At 76.6% G+C, this 14828-nt stretch carries 12 protein-coding genes; all 12 read right to left on the bottom strand.

Annotation, left to right across the window (positions count from 1 at the left end; all coding sequences use genetic code 11):
* Window positions 1–315 precede the first annotated feature (315 nt).
* The 12 genes from ACFVVU_RS00810 to ACFVVU_RS00755 all read right to left on the bottom strand — a co-directional run bounded on the left by ACFVVU_RS00810 (window position 316) and on the right by ACFVVU_RS00755 (window position 14721).
* Entirely contained in the window at window positions 316–1353 is a 1038-nt protein-coding gene (locus ACFVVU_RS00810) for a hypothetical protein (protein WP_387787344.1), read from the bottom strand.
* Window positions 1346–1999 carry a GAF domain-containing protein gene (locus tag ACFVVU_RS00805; protein ID WP_387787341.1) on the bottom strand — a complete coding sequence of 218 codons (654 nt, stop codon included), beginning with the start codon at window positions 1997–1999 and terminating at the stop codon, window positions 1346–1348. The genes ACFVVU_RS00810 and ACFVVU_RS00805 overlap by 8 nt, the downstream gene beginning before the upstream one ends.
* Complete coding sequence (locus tag ACFVVU_RS00800) at window positions 1989–2873, bottom strand: S8 family serine peptidase (RefSeq protein ID WP_387787339.1); 885 nt, start codon at window positions 2871–2873, stop codon at window positions 1989–1991. Before ACFVVU_RS00800 ends, ACFVVU_RS00805 begins: the two co-directional genes overlap by 11 nt.
* On the bottom strand, window positions 2870–6175 hold the full coding sequence (locus ACFVVU_RS00795; RefSeq protein ID WP_387787337.1) for an AAA family ATPase: 3306 nt from the start codon (window positions 6173–6175) through the stop codon (window positions 2870–2872). The genes ACFVVU_RS00800 and ACFVVU_RS00795 overlap by 4 nt, the downstream gene beginning before the upstream one ends.
* On the bottom strand, window positions 6172–7566 hold the full coding sequence (locus tag ACFVVU_RS00790) for an MFS transporter (protein WP_387787334.1): 1395 nt from the start codon (window positions 7564–7566) through the stop codon (window positions 6172–6174). The genes ACFVVU_RS00795 and ACFVVU_RS00790 overlap by 4 nt, the downstream gene beginning before the upstream one ends.
* A complete protein-coding gene (locus ACFVVU_RS00785; RefSeq protein WP_380683115.1) occupies window positions 7563–8582 on the bottom strand; it encodes a DUF6895 family protein in 1020 nt (339 codons plus the stop codon). Before ACFVVU_RS00785 ends, ACFVVU_RS00790 begins: the two co-directional genes overlap by 4 nt.
* Window positions 8579–9772, bottom strand: a complete 1194-nt coding sequence (locus ACFVVU_RS00780; RefSeq protein ID WP_387787331.1) for a radical SAM protein — start codon at window positions 9770–9772, stop codon at window positions 8579–8581. The genes ACFVVU_RS00785 and ACFVVU_RS00780 overlap by 4 nt, the downstream gene beginning before the upstream one ends.
* A complete protein-coding gene (locus ACFVVU_RS00775; protein ID WP_387787329.1) occupies window positions 9769–10722 on the bottom strand; it encodes a DUF6895 family protein in 954 nt (317 codons plus the stop codon). The genes ACFVVU_RS00780 and ACFVVU_RS00775 overlap by 4 nt, the downstream gene beginning before the upstream one ends.
* On the bottom strand, window positions 10628–11908 hold the full coding sequence (locus ACFVVU_RS00770; protein ID WP_387787327.1) for a glycosyltransferase: 1281 nt from the start codon (window positions 11906–11908) through the stop codon (window positions 10628–10630). The genes ACFVVU_RS00775 and ACFVVU_RS00770 overlap by 95 nt, the downstream gene beginning before the upstream one ends.
* A 151-nt stretch (window positions 11909–12059) precedes the next feature.
* Complete coding sequence (locus ACFVVU_RS00765; RefSeq protein ID WP_355374817.1) at window positions 12060–12191, bottom strand: hypothetical protein; 132 nt, start codon at window positions 12189–12191, stop codon at window positions 12060–12062.
* 120 nt (window positions 12192–12311) lie between these two features.
* Window positions 12312–14189 (bottom strand): BTAD domain-containing putative transcriptional regulator, encoded by a 1878-nt coding sequence (locus ACFVVU_RS00760; RefSeq protein WP_387787325.1) that lies wholly within the window; start codon window positions 14187–14189, stop codon window positions 12312–12314.
* Between the two features lies 1 nt (window position 14190).
* A complete protein-coding gene (locus tag ACFVVU_RS00755) occupies window positions 14191–14721 on the bottom strand; it encodes a helix-turn-helix transcriptional regulator (protein WP_380683110.1) in 531 nt (176 codons plus the stop codon).
* Between the last annotated feature and the right edge of the window lie 107 nt (window positions 14722–14828).

Below are 14828 nucleotides of genomic sequence, written 5' to 3'. Positions count from 1 at the left end.
TCGGGCAGCACCGGCGGCGGGCCGGGCGGCACGGGATCCGGCCCGCCGGGGCCGGGCACCGGCCCGGGCAGCGGTCCGGGGCCGGGCGCCGGTCCCGGTCCTGGGGGCGGGGTGGGGCTGGGCGGCACGGGGTCGTTCGGCGGCGTTCCCACGGCGGGTCGTTCCTCTCCGGTCCTCGGCTGCGTTCCAGCGCGCGGCTACCCCGTCGGCCGCCGTCCACACCCGCCATCGGCGGCACGCTACGGCCCGTGGCGGACGCTACGACCGGTGACGGGCACTACGACCGGTGATGGGCACTACGGCCCGTGACGGGCGCTACGCCCGGTGACCGGGTGCGTCCCGGGCCGCCGTGCGGTGGAGTGCGGCGAGCATCGCGGCGAGGGCGGCCGTGACCGGGGTGCCGCGGGTGCCGCGCTCGGCCCAGCGCCAGTCGCCGTCGGGGTTGACCTCCAGGAAGACCGGAGTGCCGGCGCTGAGCAGGAAGTCGAAGGCCCCGTACCGCAGCTCCATCGCCGCGGCCAGGGTGCGGGTCGCGGCGGCGACCCGCGCCGGGGGCGACGGCAGGAGACGGACGTCGAGCCGCTCCGGGGCGGTCCACGGATCGGCGGGGTCCGCCTTGCCGAGTTCGAAGGCGTACAGCCGCCCGGCGACGAAGTACACCCGCAGCTCCGCCTGGTGCTCGACGTACTCCTGGACCAGCACCGGCGGTCCGGGGCGCGGGCCGTCCCCGCGACCGGCGGCGAGGTCCGCCCGCTCCAGGACGGTGGGGAAGACGCCGTGCAGGCGGCCCGGCACCGGCTCGACGAAGTGCTGGTGGACCGCCTTGACCACCACCCGCGGCCCGTCGAAGGCGTCGCCGACCAGGTGCGGATCGGTGGTCAGCACGGTGCGCGGGGCGGCGACGCCGTGCCGCCGGGCGAGCCGGAGCTGGGAGAGCACGCCGGGGCGCTCGGGGCGGATCGCCGTGCCGGAGAGTTCCGCCAGCTGCCCGGCGGCCGCCTGCCAGGAGTCGCGCAGGAAGGCGGTGCGGGCGGAGTCGGGAGCGCGGTCGTCGCCGGCCGCCAGCGCGGACGCGGCGAAGTGGCGGATCCAGGTGACGGTGGGTGTCAGCGGGCGCCCGTTCAGGCGCACCGCGCGGTCGTCGGGCCCGACCGTCAGCGAGGTGGCGGCGAGCTCCTCGGCGTTCAGGCGGACGGTGCGGATCCCGGCGCCGATGAGCAGCCGCTCGACCGGGTCGAGGTCGGTGTCACAGGCGCGGCTGAGCAGCAGCACGCACCGCTCCGGCGCCGGGCTCACGTCGAACACCCGGCCCGGGTCGTCGAGTTGGGCGAGGAAGGGGGAAGCTTCAGGCATCGGCGTCGGAGGTGGCGAGCAGGTCGTCGGCCATCGCCAGCAGCTTGACGACGGTCGCGGCCACCTGGCCGGGAGCGGTCGGCAGACGGTCGGCGACGCGCTGCAGCACCGCCAGGTCGAAGGCCGGCGGCTTCGCGGTCACCGGCGCCGGGACGGCCGGGCCCGCGGCCGAGCCGGGTGCCGACAGGAGTTCCAGCACCGTCGCCATCTCGGTGGCCAGCAGCCCGAGCGAGGCCATGTCGCCGAGGTCACAGCGAGGCCGGCTGTCGCGGTCCAGCACCGACAGCACGCCGACGCAGTCTCCGTCGCAGATCAGCGGCGCCGCCATGATGCCGCGCGGCACGTAGCCGGTGGACTCGGCGGCCGAGCGGGCGAACTGCGGGCTCTGCGCCACGTCGTCCACCATCACCGGCTGGCCCGTCATCAGCGCCCAGCCGGCGATGCCGGTGCCGGCCGGGAAGCGGCTGCCCAGCAGATGGTGCTCGCCCTCCCCCGCGACCGCCGCGAAGACGAGGTCGCCGTCGCTCTCGTCCACCAGCAGGACGGAGGCTGCGGCGGCGCCGAACACGCTGCGCGCGACCTCCACGATCGACTGGAGCAGTCTGCGCCGGTGGGTCTCGGCACTCTCCAACGGGTCAGTCGACACGCGCACCTCCATCGGGTACGGCTACGTTCTCGGCGGCCAGGTAGAGGACGGACTTGAGCTGGAAGGGGGTGAGCGAGCGGTGCTTGCCGAGAATGAGCGCGCAGATGCCCGCGATGTGCGGCGTCGCGAAGCTGTTCCCGGTGCTGAGCAGCTGCCGGCCGCCGGGGCCGGCCACCGGGACGCGCACGCCGCGGGCGTAGAACTCCACCGGCGGTGACGGGTTGTAGTAGTAGGTCATCGGGTTGGGGCTGTCGTGGCTGGCCACCGAGATGACCGAGGCGAACGGCCACGGGTAGCTGCGCACCGGCATGTTGTGCGCGGAGGCGACGATGACGCAGCGGCGGAAGTAGGCGGAGTCGGTGAGGTCGCGCAGGGCGCCGCAGAACTCGGCCTTGGTGGTGGACAGGCTCAGGTTGATGACGTCGTAGCCCTCCTCGATCGCCCAGGTCAGCCCGGCGAGCAGGGCGGCGCCGCTGCCGTGCCGGCCGCCGGACAGGACGCGCACCGAGGTGAGCGCGACACCGGGGGCGATGGAGCGGATGACGCCGGCGCAGGCGGTGCCGTGGCCGGCGGTGTCGGCGGGCTCGGTGGCGACGACGGCCAGGGTGCCGTCCTCGGCCCGGACCACGTCCATCGCCCGCTCCAGGCCGCCGACCAGCGGGTGCGCGGCGTCGATGCCGCTGTCGAGGACGCAGACCCGCACCCCGGATCCGTCCGCGCCGCCCCAGGCCCACTCCCGGGTGATCCGGCCGCCGAGCGGGCTGACGTCGAAGGGCTCCTGCGGCGCGGTCGAGACGGGCAGGCTCCAGGCGGGCACACCCGGGAAGTGGTCGCGGGCGGGGCGGCGCCAGGGCGGCAGGTGGAGGGCGGTCATCGGCCGTCGCCCCCGTCCGTCCGCCGCACCGGGCCGGCCGCCCCGGCGGCGAGCCAGGCCCGGACCCGTCCGGCGGGCAGGGTGGCGCCCTTGGCCTCGAACATCCGCAACGCCTCGGTCCCTTCCGCCGTCGCCCGCCCGGCCCGGCCGGCCGCCCGGAGCACGATCGCCCGGTCGAGGAGGGTCTCCCCGATCAGGCAGGGGTCGTCGGAGCCCGCGCTCAGCGCCCGCGCCGCCTCGGCCGCGGCCAGCGCCTCGGGGTGGTGGCCCCGGGCGGAGGCGATCCGGCCGCGCAGGGCGACGGCGCCCAGCCGGGCGCGCGGGTTGCCGCCGTCCGCGCCGTCGGTCGCGCCACCGTCCGCGCCGCGGGTCAGGTCCGGGGCCGGGTCGATCAGGTCCAGGGCCGCGGCTGCGGCGTCCGTACGGCCCTGGGCGAACAGCTCGCGGGCGATGGCGACCTCGGTGGTCCGGGTGTCCGGGGTGTGCTCGGCGGCGCGCAGCACGCCGAGGCTCTGCCGGTAGCGGGCCTCGGCGACGTCATGGGCGCCGGCCAGCGACTCGACGAAACCCGCGGCGTCCAGCAGCACCGCGTCCGCGAGGTCGGCGTGCACGTCGTGGGAGTAGCCGAGCGCCTCGGCGAGGGTGCGCCGTGCGCCCGTCACGTCGCCGCCCAGGGCCTCCAGGTGGGCGCGGGCGACGAGCACCGGGATCAGCAGCGAGCGGTTGGTGGCGAAGCGCCGGCCGAGCAGTGCGCACAGCTCCAGCGCGGCGGCCACCGGGGTGGGCGTCCACTGCGTCAACTCGCAGACCGCGCACAGCAGCCGGTCCTCCTCGTAGCCGTCGGCCAGGGCCCGGGCGCGGGCCAGCGCGAGGCGGAAGGAGCGCTCGGCGGAGGCGGTGCGCTCGGCGGCGAGTTCGAGGTGGGCGTGCAGCTGGTGCAGCCGGCACCAGCTGAGGTCGTCGCCCGGGTCGCGCTCCAGCCGCTCGGTGAGGCGCCGCGCGTCGGCGGCGACGTCGGCGGGTGCGGCGAGGCCCAGCCGCAGGGCGACGATGCCGTGCTGGATCGCCCGGGTGGCCGCGGCGCGCGGGTCCTCGGGCAGCGCGGCCTCGGCGGCGGCGAGCGCGGCGCGGCAGCGGGCCTCGTCCTGCAGCCAGATCCCGGCGTCGCAGACGTGCAGCGCGAGGGCGGTGTGCGCCGGATCGCCGGCGGGCAGCAACGCCCTTCCGCGTTCCAGGAGTTGGACGGCGGCGGGGAGGTCCTTGCGGGCCAGCGCCCGCATGCCCTCGGCGATCAGGGTGCCGGCCGCCGGACCGGCCAGGGCGGGCGGCCGCGGGTCGCCGGGGCGCAGTTGGCGGCGCAGCAGGCTGGTGGCCTCGACGTGGTAGGCGACGGCCAGCGGGTCGGGCGGACGCTCGTGGGAGAGCCGGTCGGCGAGGAAGTCGTGCCAGCGCTCGCGGCGGGTCTTCGGGGTGAACTCGTAGGCGGTGTCGCGCAGCAGGGCCTGGGCGAAGCGGTAGGTGCCGGCCGGTCCGGGTTCGAAGACCCGGCGGCGGGCGAGCCGGGCGGTCGCCGCGTCGGCGGCGGGCGGGGCGGTGCCGTCGGCCTCGGCCATCGCGCGCAGCTGGGTGCGGGTGAATTCGCGCCCGACGACGGCGGCGAGCTCCAGCAGGCCGCGTTCGGTGGCGGGGAGCCGGTCGAGCCGGGCGCCGAGCAGGGCTTGCACGGTGGGCGGCACCTGGGTGCCGGGGGCGGTCTCGGCGAGGACGTCCATCAGCTGCTCGGCGAAGAGCGGGTTGCCGTCGCACAGCGCGATGACCCGGCCGGTCAGCTCCCGGTGGTCGTGGACGCGGTCCTCCTGGGCGTGGACGTCGCCGCGCAGGGCAAGGCCGCCGACCAGGGCGGCGGTCTGCTCCCCCGTCATCGGCCCGAGGTCGACGGTGAGGGCGCACGGCGTACCGGCGGACCAGCCCGGGCGCAGCTCGAACAGCTCGGGGCGGGCGAGGCAGAGCAGCAGCACGGGGACGTCGCGCAGCCGGCCGGCGATCTCCTCGACGAGGTCGAGCAGGGTCGACTCGGCCCAGTGCAGGTCCTCCCAGACCAGGACCACCGGGCGGTGGCGGCCGAGCAGCGCGAGGAGGTGGCGCACGGCCCAGGCGATGTCCGCGACGCCGACCGGCTCGGGGGCCGGAGCGGGAGCAGCGGCGGACGTGACGGCGAGGACGGGGACGGCGGCGAGGGCGGGGGCCGACTCGGCGACGGTGGCCAGGGTACGGGCGACCAGCCGCCGGGTCCGGGCGCCCTCGCCGTCCTGGTTGCCGTCCTGCCCGCCGTCCTCCCCCGCCAGCAGGCGGTCCAGGGCGGGCCGGCCGCCGGGCAGCGAGCCGAGCATCTCGGCGAGCGGCCGGTAGGTGATGCCCCGGCCGTAGGCGGAGCAGCGGCCGGACAGCACCACGGCCTCGCCGTCCGGCAGTCCGGCCAGGAACTCGCGGACCAGCCGCGACTTGCCGATGCCGGGTGCGCCGACGACGGTGGCGAGGCAGACCCGCCGCCCCTCGCGGGCCCGCCGGTAGCCGTCGGCGAGCCGTGCCAGCTCCCCGGTGCGGCCGATGAACGGGGTGAGCGGGCCCGGCCGGTCGGCCGCCGCCTCGGGGGCGGTGATCCGCCAGGCGGGCACCGGGCGGGACTTGCCCTTCAGCTCCAGCGGTTCGACGGGTTCGGTGCCGACCCGTGCGCGCACCATGGCGGCGGTGTCCGCGCAGACCAGCACCTCGCCCGGCCGGGCGGCCGTCTGGAGCCGGGCGGCGGTGTTGACGGAGTCGCCGACGACCCGGAAGTCGTCGCCGGGCCGGGTGATCACCACGACGTTGCCGGTGCAGATGCCGGCCCGGGCCTCCAGCCGTACCTGGTACTCGGCGGCGAGTTCGGCGGTCAGTGCGGCCAGCGCGGCGAGCGCGTCGGTGGCGGCGCGCACGGCGCGCAGCGCGTCGTCCTCGTGCGCGACGGTGGCGCCGAACGCGGCGAGGATCGCGTCCCCGATGAACTTCTCGACCACGCCGCCGTGTTCGGCGATGCAGGCGCCGCAGCTGGCGAAGTAGCGGTCCATGACGCGGCGCAACGGTTCGGGGTCCAGGCGTTCGGCGAGCGTGGTGGAGCCGACGATGTCGAGGAAGAGCATGGACACCTTGCGGCGGGACTCGCGCGGCTCGGGCGGCGGTTCGGCGGCGGCCGCGAGGGGTGCGCCGCAGCCGGCGCAGAACCGGTCCGCCTCGGCGGTGCGGCGTCCGCACGCGGCGCAGCTCACGGCCGGCCCTCCAGCGTCGGTTCGGCCGGTTCGGCCGGCTCGGCCGTGTCCGCGGCGGGCTTCGCAGCCGGCGCCGGGGCCGGGGCCGGCAGCGCGAGCCGCGCGTAGACGCCGGCGAGCACCACGAGCAGCCCGGCCACCGCGAAGACGGTGTCGATCGGCCCGAACCTCAGCCCGGCCAGCGAACCCGAGAAGCCCCGCAGCCCGCTGCCGACGAGCCAGCCGGAGAGCACCGCCGTCAGCATCGCCGCCAGCCTGGTGACCGGGTAGAACACGGCGACCACCCGGCCCCGGAACTCCTGCGGGGTGGCGGCCAGCAGCAGCGGCGCCATGGCGGTGTTCAGCATGGTGATCGGCACGATGAAGACGAACAGCAGCGCCACCGCGCCCGGGAACGCGGTCTGCCGCGAGTACAGCACCAGCAGGACGCCGCTGGCCATCAGCCCGATCCAGGTGGTGCGCCGCGCGCCGATCCACTGCACGACGCGGCCGGCGGCGAGCGCGCCGGCGATCCCGCCGATGCCCATCGCCATGCCCAGGTAGCCGTACAGCTCGGCGGAGGCGTGCAGGTTGCGGGTGGCGAAGAAGACGTTGAGGGTGCTGAGCGCCCCGGTGCCGAGCTGGCCGATCACGGTGAGCAGCAGCAGCGCGACCAGGAAGCGGTTGCGGGCGAAGAAGCGCAGTCCGGCGGTGAAGTCCTGGAACAGGCCGCGCCGTTCGGCCGCCTGTGCGCGCTGCTTCGCGGTGGCGGCGGCCGACCCGACGGGCGTCAGGTCCGCCCCGCGGATGGCGAGGTAGGACACCAGGTAGGAGAGCGCGTTGAACAGCAGCGCCCACTGCAGGCCGACCGTGAACAGCAGCGGCGCGGCGAGCGGCGGACCGATGATCCAGGCGGTCTGCCCGGTCGCCTGGGCCAGGCCGGCCGCCCGGGCGCGGTCGGCCTCGTCGGTGACCAGGTCGGCGATGACCGCGAACCGGGCGGGGGTGAAGAACTGGCTCGCCGCGTTGAGGGCCAGCACGGTGGCGTAGACGAGGGCGAGCCAGACGCCGGCCGGCAGGTCCTCGGCCGGCACGAAGGAGACGGCGGTCAGCACCGCCACCAGGACGCCGCGCAGCACCTCGGTGCCGAGCATGGTGGCGCGCTTGTCCCAGCGGTCGACGAAGACGCCCGCGAGGGGGCCGACGAACATCACGGCCGCGCTGGTCGCGAGGACGACGCCGCTGACCGCCTGCGGGCCCCAGGACCTGCCCTCGGCCAGCACGGTGGCCACCCACAGGACGAGCGTGGTGCTGAACACCGCGTCGCCGACCGAGGAGACGGCCTGGCCGAACCAGAGGCGGGTGTAGGTGGGGCTGATCAGGGTCGGCCGGAGCCGGGCGAGGGTGGTCATGCGGCGCCCTCCGCTCCGAGCAGCAGCGTCATCAGGGCGGTCACCAGGGTGGTGTGGTAGGCCTTGGCGAAGTAGCCGGCGGGCGGGTCGGCGGCGCTCGCCCGGGTGGCGGCGGAGCGTCCGGGGACGGAGCCGTCGGGGCGCTGGGCGCGGGCCAGGCAGCCGACGGCGGCGGCGCCCTCGGGGGTGCCGGGGGCGTCCAGGCCGAGGCAGACCCGGGTCATCACGAGTTCGGCGGCGAGGTCCCACCAGTCGTGCCGCACGCAGTGGTCCAGCAGCCGGGCGACCAGGGCGGCCGCGTCGGCCACCGCGCCCTCGGGCAGGCCGGGGCCGGTGCGGGCGAAGTCGCTGAGGTAGAAGCTGGAGTGGGTGAGCGCGTACGCCTCGGGGACGGTGACGGGCGGCTCCTCGGGGCGGCTCGCGGCGCCTCGCGCGTCCCGGCGGTCGCGGCGCGCCGCGCGGGCCAGGGCGGTGGCGGGGAGCTCGACGAGGACGTTGCGCTCGGCGAGGTCCGCGTACGGCTCCACGGTGTGCGCCACCCCGGCCTTGTCGGCGTAGTAGCGCAGTTCCAGCCGCTGGTACGGCGAGCGCCCGGCCGGGGAGAGGTCGGCCGGGGTGAGCCGGGCGAGTTCGGCCCGGCAGGGCGCGTCGTCCGTCCCGGCCGGGGCGAGGGCGGCGCAGGCGAGCCGGTACTGGGCGGCGGCGCGCGGGTCGGCGGCCAGCAGGCGCGGGAAGCCGGGGTGGTGCCAGATCGCCCGGACCCGGTCGGTGGCCTCGGTGCGGCGCGGATCGGCGCCGTCGTCGATCCGGCTCCAGCAGTGGGTGAGCAGGGCGAGCTCCAGCGCGGCCTTGGCCGGGCGGTGCGCGCCGCCGGACGCGCCGGAGCCGCGTTCGAACGCCGGGCGGCGGGTCGCGAACGGGTCGAAGTGGTCGAGGTGACGGCCGAGCCAGCCGAGCGTGCCGGCGGACAGCCGCCGCAGGTCGCCGCGGACGTCGAGGCCGGATGCCGTGGTCACAGGCGCCCCGTCTCGTCCAGGTAGTCGAGCAGCGCGGCGTCCACCGTGTCGTGGAAGTCGGCGAGGGTGCGCCGGTCCTCCTCGCGCCGGTAGAGGTCCTCGCAGGCGACCCAGCGGTCCCGGGTGTGGGCGGCGGGCAGGTAGCCGCCGGTGACGGTGCCGACCTCCCAGTCCGGCTTGCCCGCCGTCTCCCAGCAGCTGGCCAGCGTGCCGTCGGCGCTCACCACGGCGCCGTAGCGGCCGTCGCCGTGGCCGCAGGTGGCGCACGGCCGGTGGGCCTGCGGACGGCTGACGGTGAAGCCGAGGTCGAGCGCCCGGCGCTGCCAGCGGGTGAACCGGTCGGACAGGTCGCGGGTGTGCCGCAGGTCGTTGCCGTAGCCGACGCCGACGTCGCCGACCTGGGCGAAGTACAGGGTGCAGCGGGTCGGGTCGAGCGCGACGGCGAGCCGGTCGATCAGCGCGTCCACGCCCCGGTGGGTCTCCCGGGAGACGTTGACCCGCAGCAGCCAGCGCAGCGGGGAGGCCTCGGAGGCCCGGGCGAGGTTGCCGACGATGGTGTCGAAGGTCCCGCCGCCCTCGGTGCGCCGGATCCGGATCCGGTCGTGGTCGGGGCGGTCGCCGTCGAAGGTGACCTGGACGGAGCGCAGTCCGCGCTCGGCGAGCCCGGCGGCGAGCGCGGGGGTGAGCAGGGTGGCGTTGGAGATCATCCAGGCGGAGGCGAGGCCGTGGCCGGCGGCCCGCTCCAGCAGCTCCAGGCAACCGCGCGGGTTGAGCAGCGGCTCGCCTCCGAACAGCAGGATGCGAAGCTTCGCCAGGCCGGCGGCGGCCATCCGCCGGTCGGCGAAGTCGAGGATGTCGGTGATGGTGCGCGAGGTCAGGCGTTTGCGGGCGATCCGGGGCGGGCGGCTGCCGCCGTCGCCGTCCTGGCCGGTGTTCTGGAAGCAGTAGCCGCAGCCGAGGTTGCAGTGGGTGCTGGTGAGCACGGTCAGCGCGTAGCTGCGCGGGGCCGGGGCGGTCAGCAGGCCGTGTTCGCGCAGCCGGCGTTCGGTGCCGGGGCGCAGGGTGCCGTCGGCGGCCAACTGGCCGGGGCGCAGCCGGGCGAGGCCGCCGCCGGGGCCGAGGAACCACCAGTTTCGCTCGCCCCGGAGGAGCCGGGCACCGCCTTCGGCGGCGGTCGTCGCCGGGCTCACCGGGCACCTCCCAGCGCCGGTACGGCCTGCCTGCGGTGCAACAGGACCACTGTCGCCAGCGCCACCACCAGGGTGGACTGGTAGGACGCGCGGAAGTACGCGACGGGGCTCGCACCGGCGGGCGCCCGATCGGCGGCGGAGCGGCCGGGGACGGCGCCGTCGGGAGCCTGGACCTCGGCGAGCATGCGCAGCCCGGCCGCCCCGGACGGGGTGCCCAGCGGGTCGAGGCCCAGGCAGTACTGGGCGAGCACCAGCTTGCCGGTGAGGTCCCACTCGCCGCGCCGCACGCACCGCTCGGTGAGGCGGACGACCCGGTCGCGGGCGTGCGCGAGGTCGGCGGCACCCAGGCCCGGGTCGCGGAAGCCGAAGTCGGCGAGGTGGAAGACGGTGTGGGTCACGTTGCACACGTCCAGGTCGGCGAGCGGCCGCTCGTCGGTGTGGGCGGCCAGCCGGCTGATCCGGTAGAGCTCCGGGTAGTCGCCCAGGCGGTGCGGAACGGCGGCGAGTTCGGCGTAGTAGCGGGTCTCCAGGCGCAGATAGGGCGACTTGCGGCGCGGCGTCAGGAAGTCGCCCGCCACCGCCTCGGCGAGGGCTGCACGGTGCGGGCCGTCGGCGGCGGGGCCGGCCGGGGCGAGCGCGCCGTACATCAGCTGGAACTGCCGGGCGTAGCGGGGGTCGGCGGTGAGCAGGGGCGGGTGGCCGGGGTCGCGCCAGACCCGGTCGACGGTCGCGGCGACCCCGGCCGACTCCGGGTCCGCCGGATCGGCCTTCGCCCAGGCCCGGTGCAGCAGGGCGAGTTGGAGCAGCGCCTTGACCCGGGGGGTCACCGGCAGCTCGCGCTTTCCCGACGGCTCGTCAAGATATCCGCAGTGCCGACCGATCCAGCTCCGCACTCCCGCCGAGAGGCTCGCGACGGCCGCGAGGTCCGGGCCGGCTGGTCGAGTACCCATGGTTCTCCCTTGAGGTTGCGGGCTGCCGGGCGGTCTGCTCGACGAGTTCGGCGGCGCGCCGGGCGCTGCCGGTCTCGGCCTCGGCGAGGCGGTGGCCGAGGCTGCGGGCGCGGGCGCGCAGGCTCCGGTCCTGCCAGGCCGCGTCGAGCAGTCCGGCCGGGTCCGGTCGCGGTGCGCGCGGCAGGTGGACGGCGGCGCCTTCGCGCAGCAGGGCGCCGGCGAGCACCGGCTGCTCGGAGCCGTTGGGCGTGACGCCGAGCGGGCGCCCGCGCAGCAGGGCGCCGAGCACGGGGGCGGAGGTGCCGGCGGTCAGCACCAGGCCGGCGCGGTCGACCAGCGGCCCCAGCCAGGGCTTGCGGACGAGCAGCACGTCGGCCCCTGGTGCGGGCCGCGGGTCCCCGGTGCGGCCCTGTTCGACCACGGCCTGGTAACGGCCGCCGGTGAAGGTGGCGTTGAGGCGGGGCCACGGGGAGCCGCCGCCGAAGAAGCGGCCGAGGTGGACGTAGACGAGGGGCTTGCCGGTGCGGGCCAACGCGTCGTCCAGGCCGGCGAGTTCGGCCGGGTCGGCGGCGGGCTCCCAGGCGAGCGGGCCGACGTGGTGCACCCGGGGCGGCAACTCGGCGCCCGGGTGTTCGAGTTCGGGCAGCCCGCGGAGCAGCAGGGCGTCACCGAGGAGCGGGGAGTCGTCGAGCGCCGTGCGGCGGGCCGGGCGGCCGGCGAGACCGGCCTGCTCGCGGGTGGCGGTGTACAGGGCCAGGGTCTCGCGGGTCCGGTTCTCCCGGGTGCGGCCGTACTGCGGCTCGCCGGCGCCGCCGGAGCGGTAGGTCCACAGGTGGATCGAGAGCCCGATCACCACCACCGGGAGGTCCAGCGCCTCGGCGGCGAGCAGCGCGCCGTTGCACAGCACCGAGGTGACCAGCAGGTCCGCGTGGACCTGCCGGGCGGCGCGCACGGCGGCCCGGTACTGCCCGAGTCCGGTGACGCCCCAGCGGGCCGCGTCGAAGGCCCGCTCGCCGCCGAACTCCTCCGCCGCCGCGAACGGCAGGCCGGCCTCGGCCGCGAACGGTGCGGCGGCGGCGCGCCCGAGCACGGAGACCCGGTGGCCGCGGCGTTGCAGTTCGCGCCCGGCGGCGAGCGCCGGGTAGAGGTAGCCGCCGTCGCTGAGCGGGCAGAGCAGGATGTTCACGGGACCTCCGGGGCGGGTCGGGCGACGGGCCGTGCCGGGCGAACGTGGCCGGCGCGGCGAGCGGGCCACCCGGCCGCCGGCGGCTCGGGCCGGGGGCCGGACGGCCCGCTCAGGCGTCAGGCGTCAGGACGCCTCGTCCGTACGGACCGCGTCAGAGCGCCGAGCTGTTGTTGATGATGCAGACGTCCTCGACGAGGCCGTCCTCCTCCTCGATGCCGTGCGCGACGACGTCGACGTCCTCGTCCTCGGCCTCGGTCGGCTCCGGGTTGATGGAGTCGGACATGCTGTCCTCCCTCTGCTGTGCGGCGTCCGCTACGCCGGCCCGGGGACACCGTAGGGAGGACCGGTATGGCGGCGGTTGGCCGGCGGTTCGATTTCGGTATGACGGTTGGTCAGCAGCCGTTCAGCGGTGCCGCACCGGCACCCGTTCGGCGGCGCGGGCGGCCCGCTCCCGGGCGTAGGCGTAGAGCAGCGCCGGCATCGCGAACCGCACGGCGCCCGTGCGGCCGTCCGCCGGGCCGTCCGCGCCGGCGACGGTGAGCTGGCCGGCCTCCAGGAGGTCCTCCAGGGTCCGCGCCGCCGTCCCCGGGTCGCAGTCCAGCACCGCCGCGGCCTCGTCGAGCGTGAACACCGGGCGGGTGAGCAGCCCGAGCCGCAGCACCGCCCGGTGCCCGTCGCGCGGCAACTCCCCCACCGACCCGGCCAGCCGCACCCGCACCAGCGGGTCCGCCCCGCACAGCTCGTCCAGCAGGGCGCGGCCGCCGGTCAGCCGGGTGCCGTACTCGTGCAGCGGCACGTGCCGCAGGAAGGCCAGGCGGTCGGCGACCAGCCGCACCCCGAGCGGCAGCAGCCCGGCGGCGCGCACGATCCGAGCGGCGGAGTCGCGGTCCGCGTCCACCCGGTCCGCGCCGATCGTCCGCCCGAGGAAGTCCACCGCCTCCTCCACCGCGAACGGCGGCAGCCAGAACCGGTGGGCGCCCTCCAGACCGATCAGCCCGGGCCGGGCGGTGACCACCACCGCGCTCTGCCCGGCCTCCGGCAGCAGCGGCCGGACCTCCGACTCGCGCCGGGCGTCGTCGACGACCACCAGGACACGCCGGCCGGTCAGCCACAGCTGCCAGGCCCAGCGCGGATCGGACCGGGCCGCCGGGCCGGGCGGAGCTCCGCCCCGCCGAGCGGGCACGGCGGCGGCCAGCAGTCGGCGCAGCACGTCCTCCGGCGGGCGCGGGCGGCCGTCCTCCCCGCGCAGCCGCACGAACAGGCGGCCGTCCGGGAACTGCTCGCCGAGCCGGTGCGCGGTGTGCACGGCGAGCGCGGTCTTCCCGGCGCCGAGCGGCCCGGTCAGCACGGCGAGCCGGCCGGCGCCGCCGGTGAGCACCTCGCTCAGCCGGTGCACGGCGGCCGTGCGGCCGGTGAACGCGGGCGGGTCGGTGGGCAGCAGGTGCGGCGGCGGGCCCGGGTCGGCCGGGCCGGCGGGGGTCGTGGGGGCCGTCGGGCCCGTGGGGCCGACGGCGGCGGGGCGTGGCAGGACCGGGCCCGGGTCGCAGAGCAGCGCGCGGTAGCAGCGGGCCAGCGCCGGGCTGGGCGGCAGGCCGAGCTCATGGGCGAGCAGTTGGCGCAGCTCGTCGTAGACGGCGAGCGCCTCGGAGCGCCGGCCGGCCTGGCACAGCGCGGTCATCTGCAGCATCCGCAGCCGCTCGCGCAGCGGGTGGCGCTGGGCGGTCTCGGTGACGCGCTCGATCGCCTCCGCCCCACGGCCGGCGGCGAGTTCGGCGTCCAGCCAGTCCTCGAACACCCCGAGGAAGCGGCGGTCCAGGCGCTGCCCGGCGGCGTCGATCAGCGGGACGTCGCGGAACCCGTCCAGGGCCGGGCCGCGCCACAGGCCCAGTGCCTCGGCGAGCGCCCCGGCCCGGGCGCGCCGCTCGAAGCACAGGGCGTCGAGGCCGTCCTCGGTGGTGTGCAGGACGTAGCCGCCGGCCTGGTGGCTGATCCGGAGGACCGGCACGGCCGGCCCCGGGCCGCTCCCCGGCTCCGGGGCGGCTCCCGGTTCCGCGCCGAGCAGCCGGCGCAGCCCCGAGACGTACACCTGGAGGTTCTTGCGGGCGGTGCGCGGCGGCGCGTCGTCCCAGAGGGCCTCGACGAGCGCGTCGGCCGATATCCGGGTATTCGCGTGGGACAGCAGTGCCGCCAGGAGAATCTGTTGTTTCCGGGATCCCGCATCGAGTTCGCGGCCGTTCTCCAGCACGCGGAGCGGGCCGAGAATCCCGAATCCCACCGCCATCTCACGCCAACTTGATGACGAAGGAATGCCCTTCCACCTCGGCGTCCGAAACGGCGTCCAGCCGTTGTTTCACGGAATTGAGGACGGCCACCTCGTCCTCGGTGAGCCGGGACAGCACGTCCCGCTGCTCCAGGGTCAGCAGGTCGACCGGGTTGCCAGCCTGCCGGAGGGCGGCGAGGGCGTCGAAGGTCATGGTCCCCTCCTTCTCGGATTCCAGATCATCATCACCGCCCTCCGGGGGTCCGTCCATGAGACCTTTGGGCCAGGAATCGCAGCCGGCGGCCGGCCCGGGGGCGGACTCCGCGAGAATCAGCGCGAGCAGTCCGGCCTGCAGTCTTGACCGGAGTCCCAGTTTCGCCAGAATGGCGGTGACGAACCGTTTGACGGTGCGTTCACTGATATGGAGTTCGTAGGCTATCGAGCGGTTGTCGTATCCGAGGCCCAGCAGGTGCAGTACGGCGCGCTCGCGCGGTGTCAGCGCACCGGTCGGCGGCAGCCCGGCCGCCGTCGGCCGCGGCGGCGGCCCCGGCACGCGGGGCGCACCGCACTCCGGACACACCGGATCCCCACCACCCATCGACAGGATCCCCCCTCCAACGGCACATGACAGCGGTGCCCTCATGCTGACGCTCGCACCGG

The organism is Kitasatospora sp. NPDC057965 (assembly GCF_042887135.1).
Taxonomy (GTDB): domain Bacteria; phylum Actinomycetota; class Actinomycetes; order Streptomycetales; family Streptomycetaceae; genus Kitasatospora.
The sequence above is the reverse complement of the archived record's forward strand: the minus strand, read 5'-3'. Positions and strand labels throughout refer to the sequence as shown.

Excerpts from the sequence above, each read along its gene's own strand:
- ACFVVU_RS00810 (WP_387787344.1), bottom strand. The coding sequence starts at position 1,353 with ATGCCTGAAGCTTCCCCCTTCCTCGCCCAACTCGACGACCCGGGCCGG.
- ACFVVU_RS00800 (WP_387787339.1), bottom strand. The coding sequence starts at position 2,873 with ATGACCGCCCTCCACCTGCCGCCCTGGCGCCGCCCCGCCCGCGACCAC.
- ACFVVU_RS00790 (WP_387787334.1), bottom strand. The coding sequence starts at position 7,566 with ATGACCACCCTCGCCCGGCTCCGGCCGACCCTGATCAGCCCCACCTAC.
- ACFVVU_RS00775 (WP_387787329.1), bottom strand. The coding sequence starts at position 10,722 with ATGGGTACTCGACCAGCCGGCCCGGACCTCGCGGCCGTCGCGAGCCTC.
- ACFVVU_RS00765 (WP_355374817.1), bottom strand. The coding sequence starts at position 12,191 with ATGTCCGACTCCATCAACCCGGAGCCGACCGAGGCCGAGGACGAGGAC.
- ACFVVU_RS00760 (WP_387787325.1), bottom strand. The coding sequence starts at position 14,189 with ATGGCGGTGGGATTCGGGATTCTCGGCCCGCTCCGCGTGCTGGAGAAC.